The organism is Tsukamurella sp. 8F (genome assembly GCF_029167375.1).
Classification (GTDB): Bacteria; Actinomycetota; Actinomycetes; order Mycobacteriales; family Mycobacteriaceae; genus Tsukamurella.
The window spans coordinates 230,343-239,095 of record NZ_JARFTP010000005.1 but is presented as its reverse complement, the minus strand read 5'-3'; the positions used below and the strand labels follow the sequence as shown (position 1 = coordinate 239,095).

General features: G+C 68.5%; 7 protein-coding genes. 1 reads left to right on the top strand and 6 read right to left on the bottom strand.

Translation table 11 applies throughout. From position 1 onward, the window contains the following. Positions 1–28 precede the first annotated feature (28 nt). Positions 29–2,581, bottom strand: a complete 2,553-nt coding sequence (gene clpB / locus P0W64_RS06215) for an ATP-dependent chaperone ClpB (RefSeq protein WP_275479197.1) — start codon at positions 2,579–2,581, stop codon at positions 29–31. 229 nt (positions 2,582–2,810) lie between these two features. Here clpB and P0W64_RS06210 point away from each other — a divergent pair, with 229 nt between their 5' ends. After that, positions 2,811–3,962, top strand: coding sequence for an FAD-binding oxidoreductase (locus P0W64_RS06210; RefSeq protein ID WP_275479196.1), 1,152 nt, complete (start codon positions 2,811–2,813; stop codon positions 3,960–3,962). A gap of 80 nt (positions 3,963–4,042) precedes the next feature. Here P0W64_RS06210 and P0W64_RS06205 read toward each other — a convergent pair whose 3' ends face one another. The 5 genes from P0W64_RS06205 to dnaK form a co-directional block, all read right to left on the bottom strand. Further along, entirely contained in the window at positions 4,043–4,420 is a 378-nt protein-coding gene (locus P0W64_RS06205; protein ID WP_275479195.1) for a group 1 truncated hemoglobin, read from the bottom strand. Positions 4,421–4,541: 121 nt separating this feature from the next. Beyond that, on the bottom strand, positions 4,542–4,952 hold the full coding sequence (locus P0W64_RS06200) for a helix-turn-helix transcriptional regulator (protein WP_275479194.1): 411 nt from the start codon (positions 4,950–4,952) through the stop codon (positions 4,542–4,544). After that, positions 4,952–6,151, bottom strand: coding sequence for a molecular chaperone DnaJ (dnaJ, locus tag P0W64_RS06195; protein WP_275479193.1), 1,200 nt, complete (start codon positions 6,149–6,151; stop codon positions 4,952–4,954). Before dnaJ ends, P0W64_RS06200 begins: the two co-directional genes overlap by 1 nt. 20 nt (positions 6,152–6,171) lie before the next feature. Further along, on the bottom strand, positions 6,172–6,786 hold the full coding sequence (gene grpE, locus P0W64_RS06190) for a nucleotide exchange factor GrpE (RefSeq protein WP_275479192.1): 615 nt from the start codon (positions 6,784–6,786) through the stop codon (positions 6,172–6,174). Next, a complete protein-coding gene (gene dnaK, locus P0W64_RS06185; protein ID WP_275479191.1) occupies positions 6,786–8,642 on the bottom strand; it encodes a molecular chaperone DnaK in 1,857 nt (618 codons plus the stop codon). The genes grpE and dnaK overlap by 1 nt, the downstream gene beginning before the upstream one ends. Positions 8,643–8,753 lie beyond the last annotated feature (111 nt).

Genomic DNA, 8,753 nt, shown 5'->3' with positions numbered 1-8,753 from the left:
GCCCCCCGATTCTCTATTAGGGAGGGCGCTAGCCGATCACCAGGCGGTCCCCGTCGGGCGAGACGTCCACCGGGACCGCATCGCCGTCTCGCACGTCACCCGCGAGCAGCGATTTGGCGAGCTGATCCCCGATCGCCTGCTGCACCAGGCGGCGCAGCGGGCGGGCGCCGTACAGCGGGTCGAATCCGCGCTCGGCGAGCCACTGCTTGGCGCCGTCGGTGACCTGCAGGTCCAGGCGGCGCTGGGACAGCCGCTTGCGCAGCTGGCCGAGTTGGATCTCGACGATGTTCACCAGCTGGTCGGAGTCCAGCGCGTCGAAGATCAGCACATCGTCGAGCCGGTTGATGAACTCCGGCTTGAACTTCGCGCGCACCGCTGCCATGACCTGCTCGGGCGTACCGCCTGCGCCCAGGTTGGACGTGAGAATCAGGATGGTGTTCCGGAAGTCCACTGTCCGCCCCTGGCCGTCGGTCAAGCGGCCCTCGTCGAGCACCTGCAACAGCACGTCGAAGACGTCCGGGTGCGCCTTCTCGACCTCGTCGAACAGCACCACCGTGTAGGGGCGCCGCCGCACGGCCTCGGTCAGCTGCCCGCCGGCCTCGTACCCGACGTAGCCGGGGGGCGCGCCGACGAGCCGGGCGACCGAGTGCTTCTCGCCGTACTCCGACATGTCGATGCGCACCATGGCCCGCTCGTCGTCGAACAGGAACTCGGCCAGCGCCTTGGCGAGCTCGGTCTTGCCGACGCCCGTGGGGCCGAGGAACAGGAACGAGCCGGTCGGCCGGTTGGGGTCGGAGACACCCGCTCGGGTACGCCGGACCGCATCCGAAACAGCCTCGACCGCAGCGGTCTGCCCGATCACTCGGCGTCCGATCTCGGACTCCATGCGCAGCAGTTTGGCGGTCTCGCCTTCGAGCATGCGGCCCGCGGGGATCCCGGTCCATGCCGACACCACATCCGCGACGTCGTCGGGTCCGACCTCCTCCTTGAGCATCACGTCGCCGTCCGAGGCGGCACCAGACCTGGCGACGGCATCGTCGAGGTCCTTCTCGAGCTGCGGGATCTGCCCGTAGCGCAGCTCCGCGGCACGGCCGTAGTCACCGTCGCGCTCGGCCCGCTCGGACTCGCCCTTGAGGTTCTCGAGCTGCACCTTGAGGGTGCGCACCGAGTCGATGGCGGTCTTCTCGTTCTGCCAGCGCGAGTTCAGCTGGGCCAGCTTCTCCTTGCGGTCCGCGAGTTCGCCACGCAGCTTCTCCAGCCGGTCCTTCGACGCATCGTCGGACTCCTTCGCGAGCGCCATCTCCTCGATCTCGAGGCGACGGACGACGCGCTCCTCCGCGTCTATCTCCTCCGGGCGGGAGTCGATCTCCATGCGCAGACGAGACGCCGCCTCGTCGACCAGGTCGATCGCCTTGTCGGGCAGGAACCGCGATGTGATGTAGCGGTCCGACAGCGAAGCCGCCGCGACCAGTGCGGAGTCGGTGATGCGCACGCCGTGGTGCACCTCGTACCGCTCCTTGAGCCCGCGCAGGATGCCGACGGTGTCCTCCACACTCGGCTCGCCAACCAGCACCTGCTGGAAGCGGCGCTCGAGCGCGGCGTCCTTCTCGATGTACTGGCGGTACTCGTCGAGCGTGGTGGCGCCGACCAGCCGCAGCTCACCGCGCGCCAGCATCGGTTTGATCATGTTGCCCGCGTCCATCGCCGACTCTCCGGTGGCACCGGCACCGACGATCGTGTGCAGCTCGTCGATGAACGTGATGATCTGCCCGGCCGAGTCCTTGATCTCGTCGAGCACGGCCTTGAGCCGCTCCTCGAACTCGCCGCGGTACTTGGCGCCTGCGACCATCGAGCCCAGATCGAGCGAGATCACGGTCTTGTCGCGCAGCGACTCCGGCACATCCCCCGCCACGACGCGTTGCGCCAGGCCCTCGACGATGGCGGTCTTGCCGACGCCGGGTTCACCGATCAGCACCGGGTTGTTCTTGGTGCGCCGCGAGAGCACTTGAACCACGCGGCGGATCTCGTTGTCGCGACCTATGACCGGATCGAGCTCGCCCTCGCGCGCGCGGGCCGTGAGGTCCGTCGAGTACTTCTCGAGTGCCTGGTACTGGGCCTCGGGGTTCTCCGATGTCACCTTGGCCGAGCCACGCACCGAGGTGAACGCGTCACGGATCGCGGCAGGCGACGCACCGGCGTCGACCAGCAGCTTCGCGGCCTCGCCGCCCGCCTCCGCGAGCCCGTAGAGCACGTGCTCGGTGGAGACGAACTGATCGCCCATCTCCGTCGCGAGCTTCTGCGCGGCGGCGATCGAGGCGATCGCCTCGCGGCTGAGCTGCGGGGTCGTGGTGGCGCCGGAGGCCTTCGGCTTGCGGTCCACCAGTTCCTGCGCCCGGTTGTGCACGGTGACCGGATCCACGCCTACCGCCTTGAGCAGCGGCGCGGCGATACCGTCGGTCTGGTCCAGCAGCGCTACCAGCAGATGCGCCGGTGAGATGTCGGGGTTGCCCGCCGACGAGGCCGCCTGCAGTGCGGCGGTGAGGGCCGCCTGCGTCTTGGTCGTGGGAGTGAACGAATCCATATATGCCCTCCTGAAGTCAAGTTCGTCGTCATCGCTCCGTGGAGCACACCTGAGCGCTACAGGCTCAAGTATGCACCGTCGATGAGAACAACGCACTCTTTCTTGAGTCTATTCCACTCAAGTATGGGTCTGGGCGCGGCAACGCACACCCTGGCGCGGAGGGCGCCTGTCACCGCTGGCGACTACCATGAGCGGAGTATCCGACGCGTCCATCAGGGTAGGAGCTTGAGTGGGGAGCCACGCACGGCACGGGCTGCTTCAGATCGCCGACATCCTCGATGAGGATCCGGACGGTTTCACGCAACGCGTCTACGCCAGGCTGTTCGTCGCCCACCCGGAGCTGCGCGAGGCGTTTCCCGCGAACCTGGCCGAGCATCGCGAGCTGTTGTTGCAGGTGGTGACGCACACCATGCGCACCCTGCCTACCGCAGAGACCCACGAGGAGCTCATCGAACTGCTCGCACAGCTCGGGCGCGACCAGCGCAAGTTCGGCATGACCGACGCCCACTACGACACCCTGCGAGACGCGCTGTACGTGCAGATCATCGGGGCAGTGGGGGCGGAGCGACTGGACGACGACGACTACGCCCTCGTCGATCACACCGCGACCATGATCACAGGCGTCATGCGCGGCGCCGCGCAGTCGGACCCCACCCCCGCACGGCGCGCCGCCCGCGTGGTCGAGGTCCTCCGGCCGCAGCGAGACCTGACGATCGTCCGTCTCATCGCCGGGCGCTCGACACTCTGGCGAGCGGGCCAGTACATCGAGACGCAGATCCCGCAGCTGCCCCGTTACTGGCGCCCGTTCTCGATCGCGATGCCACCGAACACGCACGGGCACATGGAGTTCCACATCCGCGCCACCCGGGGCGGGTGGGTGTCGCGGACCATCGCGGCCGAGACCGCACCCGGCGACGTCTGGCAGTTCGGGCAGATCCACGGCACGCTGCGGGTCGACGGTGATCGCCCCGCGACCCTGGTCGCCGGAGGCACCGGGCTCGCTCCGATGAAGTCGATCCTCATGCAGATGTCCATCTCCGCCGAGAACCCGCACGTGCACCTGATCGTCGGTGCGCAGTCCCCCGGAGCGCTCTACGACTCGGACGCGCTCAGCACGCTCGCCGCGACCAATCCGTGGCTGACCGTCACGCAGGTGACCGAGGAGCGACGCGACCCGTGGTGGATGGACCGGCCGGCTCCACCCCACCGCGCTCTGCGGTTGCGGCACGGCACCGTCGTCGACGCGATCGCCGGGCTCGACCTGCGGGGACAACAGGTGCTCATCGCGGGCCCACCCGAGATGATCCACGCCGCGGGCGACGCGGCCGTACAGGCCGGTGCGAAACCGCATCGGATCCAACACGACCCGTTGCGCGCTTGAGCCGCTGCGATCGGACGGGACCCGGCTGAGTTCCAGCCGCCGGTCCCCCGGCTGCCGAGGAAACGGCGCGAGGCACCTGATCAGGCAGCACCTTCGGTGACGATGTCGGGTGCAAGCGGCGCAATCGCCCCGAGGATCTGACCGGTGACGTCATCCGGCACACCCGCGGCGAGCAACGCGGCGGTGAGATACCCCGCGACGAGCTCGAAGTGGTGCATCGTGATGCCCCGGCCCCGGTGCACCCGCTGCATGGATGCGCCGGTGTATGGATCGGGCCCGCCGAGTGCGGCTGCGAAGAACTCGATCTGCCTGTTCTTGAGTCGACGCATATCGGTGCGGGCGAAGAACGGCGCGAGCTCGCCATCGGCGAGCACGCGTACATAGAAGTCGTCGACGACGGCCGTGAGCGCGTCATAGCCGCCGATGGTCTGGAAGATGCTGGGCTGAGTCATGCCCATGATGCAACCGCCGGCCCGTTACCTGCGGGTCAACGACGGTCACCGCGCAGTTGCCGATCCGGCCGGGCAGTCACGAAGACCTCACCGCCGTATCGGGGTGGCGGTGAGGTCTCGATCGGATTCAACGCTTGCCGCGGCGCGGCTGCCAAACGACCATGGCGCTCGACTTGGGTACGTGCACCAGCTCGCCGGCCTGGCGGCGCCCGGAGTCGGAACGCACCTCGTGGAGCTCGGCCGTCAGTTCCTCGACGCGGCGCTGGAGCGCATCGACCTGGTTCGTCAGCTCGATGATCCGCTTGATGCCAGCCAGGTTCACGCCGTCGTCCTGCGACAGCCGCTGCACCTCACGCAGTAGGTCGACCTCCCGCGTGGAGTAGCGGCGTCCCCCGCCGGACGACCGCTCGGGCGTGACGAGCCCGAGACGGTCGTACGTGCGGAGGGTCTGCGCATGCATCCCCGCCAGCTGCGCCGCCACCGAGATCATGAAGACGTGGGCGTCCGGATCCTCGGGAAGTTCCGGTGTCTTCGCCATCACACACCCGACCCGCCTGCTCCGCTGCCCGCCCAGCCGCTGCGCGGATCGAATCCGCTCGCGCGCTCGGCGTCGGTGTACGCCCGCAGCGCATCGGCCGCCTTGTCGTCGAGCGAGCCAGGCACCGCCACGCTCACCTTGACCAGCAGGTCGCCCGCGCCGCCCGTGCGCTTCGGCACACCTCGGCCACGGACGCGCAACGTCCGTCCGTCCGGGGTGCCCGCAGGGATCTTGACCCCGACCGGCTGCCCCAGCGTCGGCACCGTCACCGTCGCCCCGAGCGCCAGCTCGGAGAACGAGACCGGCAGGGTGACCTGCAGGTCGTCGCCCTTACGGCTGAACACCTTGTCGGCCGAGACGTGCACGGTCACGAACAGGTCGCCCGACGGCGCGCCTCGCATACCGGCCTGCCCCTGGCCCGCCAGCCGGATGCGTTGGCCGTCGGCCACGCCCGGCGGGATCTTGACGTTCACCTTCCGCGTGCGGACGGTGACGCCGGTTCCGGAGCAGTCGGGGCACGGGTCGTCCACGACGGAGCCCGTGCCCCGGCAGTCGGGGCACGGCTCCGAGAAGCTGAACGCGCCCTGGTTCCGGCTCACCAGCCCCGCACCGTTGCACGTGACACAGACCCGCGGACTGGTACCGGGCCGCGCACCGGACCCGTGGCAAGTGGTGCACGGCGACGGCGACGTCAGCGTGATCGGTGTCGTGACGCCCAGCGTCGCGTCGCGGAAATCGAGGGTTATCTCCGATTCCAGATCGCTGCCGCGGCGCGGCCTCGACGGCGTCGGCTGCGGACCGGGTCCGCCGCTCCCGCCGCCGCGGTTGAACAGCCCGTCGAAGAGATCGCCCAGGCCACCGCCCGCGGAGGCGGCACCGTCGAAGATGTCCGAGAACGAGAAGCCTTGCGAGCCACCGGCATTGCCGCTGAACCCGCCACCGCCACCGAACCGCCCGCCGGATCCGAACATGCGCCGGGTCTCGTCGTACTCCTTGCGCTTGGCCGGATCCGACAGCACCGAGTTGGCCTCCGAGACCCGCTTGAAGCGGTCCTCGGCGTTCCTGTCGTTCGGATTGCGGTCCGGATGGAGCTCGGCCGCGAGCTTGCGGTACGCCCTCTTGATGTCGTCCTGCGAGGCATCGGAGCTGACACCCAGCTCTTTATAGAAGTCCTGCTCAACCCATTCCCTCTGGGCCACTGGGCATCACCTCCTTCGCGTCAGGCGTCCACCCCGGACGTCTGATCCTGATCGTCGTTGTCGTTGTCGTTGTCGTCGCCGGCGGACGCGCGGTCCACGACGCCGACCATGGCCTCGCGGATCACCTTGCCACCGACGCGGTAGCCCTGGCGCATGACCGCGCCGACTACGGGATCGGCGCCGTCGCCCTCGTGCGACACGGCCTGGTGGATGGCCGGGTCGAACTCGTCGCCCTCGGCGCCGAAGGGCTCCAGTCCCTGCGCCGTCAGCACCGAGTTGAGCTTGTCGGCGAACACCTTGAGTGGTCCCGTGTCGAGGTCGCCGTGGCTGCGCGCACGCTCGAGGTCGTCGAGAACCACCAGGAGCTCGCCTACCACGGCTGCCTTGCCCGCGGCGCGAGCCTCCACGACGTCCTTCGCAGTGCGCTTGCGGTAGTTCGCGAACTCCGCGGACAGCCGCTGCAGATCCGCCGTCAGCTCTCCGACCTTCTCGGAGTCGGCCGGCGCCGCAGCGCCGCCATCGGGAGCGGATTCGGGTACGACCTCAGCGTCGACGGAGACCTCGTCCGGCGCCGGCGCGGGCCCCGAGGCCTGGTCGGCCTCGGGTCCCTCGGGCGTGTGGGACTCGGCCGCCATTACTTGGCGTCCTTCTCGTCGTCCACGACCTCGGCGTCCACCACACCGTCGTCGGCCTGCTCGCCGGCGTCCGCACCGGCCGCACCGGACGCACCCGCGGCACCGTCGGCACCGGCCTGGGCGTAGAGGGCCTCGCCGAGCGACTGCGACTCGGTCTTCAGCTTCTCGACAGCGGCTTTCACGGCAGCGAGGTCGGTGCCGCCCAGCGCCTGGTTGGCCTCGGCGATCGCGGCCTCGACCTTGGCCTTGTTGTCGGCCGGGACCTTGTCCTCGTTCTCCTTGAGGAACTTCTCGGTCTGGTTGACCAACGACTCGGCCTGGTTGCGGGTCTCGGCCTCCTCGCGGCGGGCCTTGTCCTCGGCAGCGTGTGCCTCGGCGTCCTTCACCATGCGGTCGATCTCCTCCTTCGACAGCCCGCTGCCGTCGGAGATCTTGATGGTGTTCTCCTTGCCCGTGCCCTTGTCCTTCGCGGTCACGTGCACAATGCCGTTGGCGTCGATGTCGAAGGTGACCTCGACCTGCGGCACACCGCGGGGCGCGGGAGCGATCCCGGCCAGCTCGAAACTGCCGAGCAGCTTGTTGTGCGCCGCGATCTCGCGCTCGCCCTGGAAGACCTGGATCTGCACGGACGGCTGGTTGTCGTCCGCCGTCGTGAAGGTCTCCGAGCGCTTGGTCGGGATCGTGGTGTTGCGCTCGATGAGCTTGGTCATCACGCCGCCCTTGGTCTCGATACCGAGGGACAGCGGGGTGACGTCGAGCAGCAGCACGTCCTTGACCTCGCCGCGCAGCACACCGGCCTGTAGGGCGGCACCGACGGCGACGACCTCGTCCGGGTTGACACCCTTGTTGGGATCCTTGCCCCCGGTGAGCTCCTTGACCAGCTCGGTGACCGCAGGCATGCGGGTCGAGCCGCCGACGAGCACCACGTGGTCGATATCGCTCACCGAGATGCCGGCGTCCTTGATCACCGACTGGAACGGCGCACGCGTGCGCTCGAGCAGGTCGGACGTGATCTTCTGGAACTCGCTGCGGGACAGGTTCTCATCCAGGAACAGCGGGTTCTTATCGGAGTCCACCGTGATGTACGGCAGGTTGATCGAGGTGCTCTGTCCGGAGGACAGCTCGATCTTCGCCTTCTCGGCGGCCTCGCGCAGACGCTGCATCGCCATCTTGTCCTTGGTCAGGTCGATGCCGTGCTGGCTCTTGAACTTCTCGACCAGCCAGTCGACGATGCGCTGATCCCAGTCGTCACCGCCGAGGTGGTTGTCGCCGGAGGTCGCGCGGACCTCGACGACGCCGTCGCCGATCTCGAGCAGCGAGACGTCGAACGTACCGCCACCGAGGTCGAAGACCAGGATGGTCTGCTCCTTCTCGCCCTTGTCCAGCCCGTACGCGAGCGCGGCCGCGGTGGGCTCGTTCACGATGCGGAGCACGTTCAGGCCAGCGATCTGCCCGGCCTCCTTGGTGGCCTGGCGCTGCGCGTCGTTGAAGTACGCGGGAACCGTGATGACGGCGTCCGTGACGTCCTCACCCAGGTACGACTCGGCGTCCCTCTTGAGCTTCTGCAGCGTGCGAGCGCTGATCTCCTGCGGGGTGTAGCTCTTGTCGTCGATCGACGTGCTCCAGTCCGAGCTGCCGATGTGGCGCTTGACGGAGCGGATCGTGCGGTCGACGTTGGTGACCGCCTGGTTCTTCGCCGGCTGGCCCACGAGGACCTCGCCGTTACGCGCGAACGCGACGACCGACGGTGTGGTGCGCGAGCCCTCCGCGTTCGCGATGACGACCGGGTCGCCACCTTCGAGGACCGCAACGCACGAGTTGGTGGTGCCGAGGTCGATACCTACTGCACGTCCCATACTGCCTCCTTGTGTTCTACGCGGCCGGGTCGCGGCCGCGCGCTTGCTTACGTCGTATCAGGAAGACTTCAGCGCCCCTCACTCAAGGGAAGCCCTTCACCGTTCTACCCC

Excerpts from the sequence above, each read along its gene's own strand:
- P0W64_RS06200 (WP_275479194.1), bottom strand. The coding sequence starts at position 4,952 with ATGGCGAAGACACCGGAACTTCCCGAGGATCCGGACGCCCACGTCTTC.
- P0W64_RS06205 (WP_275479195.1), bottom strand. The coding sequence starts at position 4,420 with ATGGGCATGACTCAGCCCAGCATCTTCCAGACCATCGGCGGCTATGAC.
- clpB (WP_275479197.1), bottom strand. The coding sequence starts at position 2,581 with ATGGATTCGTTCACTCCCACGACCAAGACGCAGGCGGCCCTCACCGCC.
- dnaK (WP_275479191.1), bottom strand. The coding sequence starts at position 8,642 with ATGGGACGTGCAGTAGGTATCGACCTCGGCACCACCAACTCGTGCGTT.
- grpE (WP_275479192.1), bottom strand. The coding sequence starts at position 6,786 with ATGGCGGCCGAGTCCCACACGCCCGAGGGACCCGAGGCCGACCAGGCC.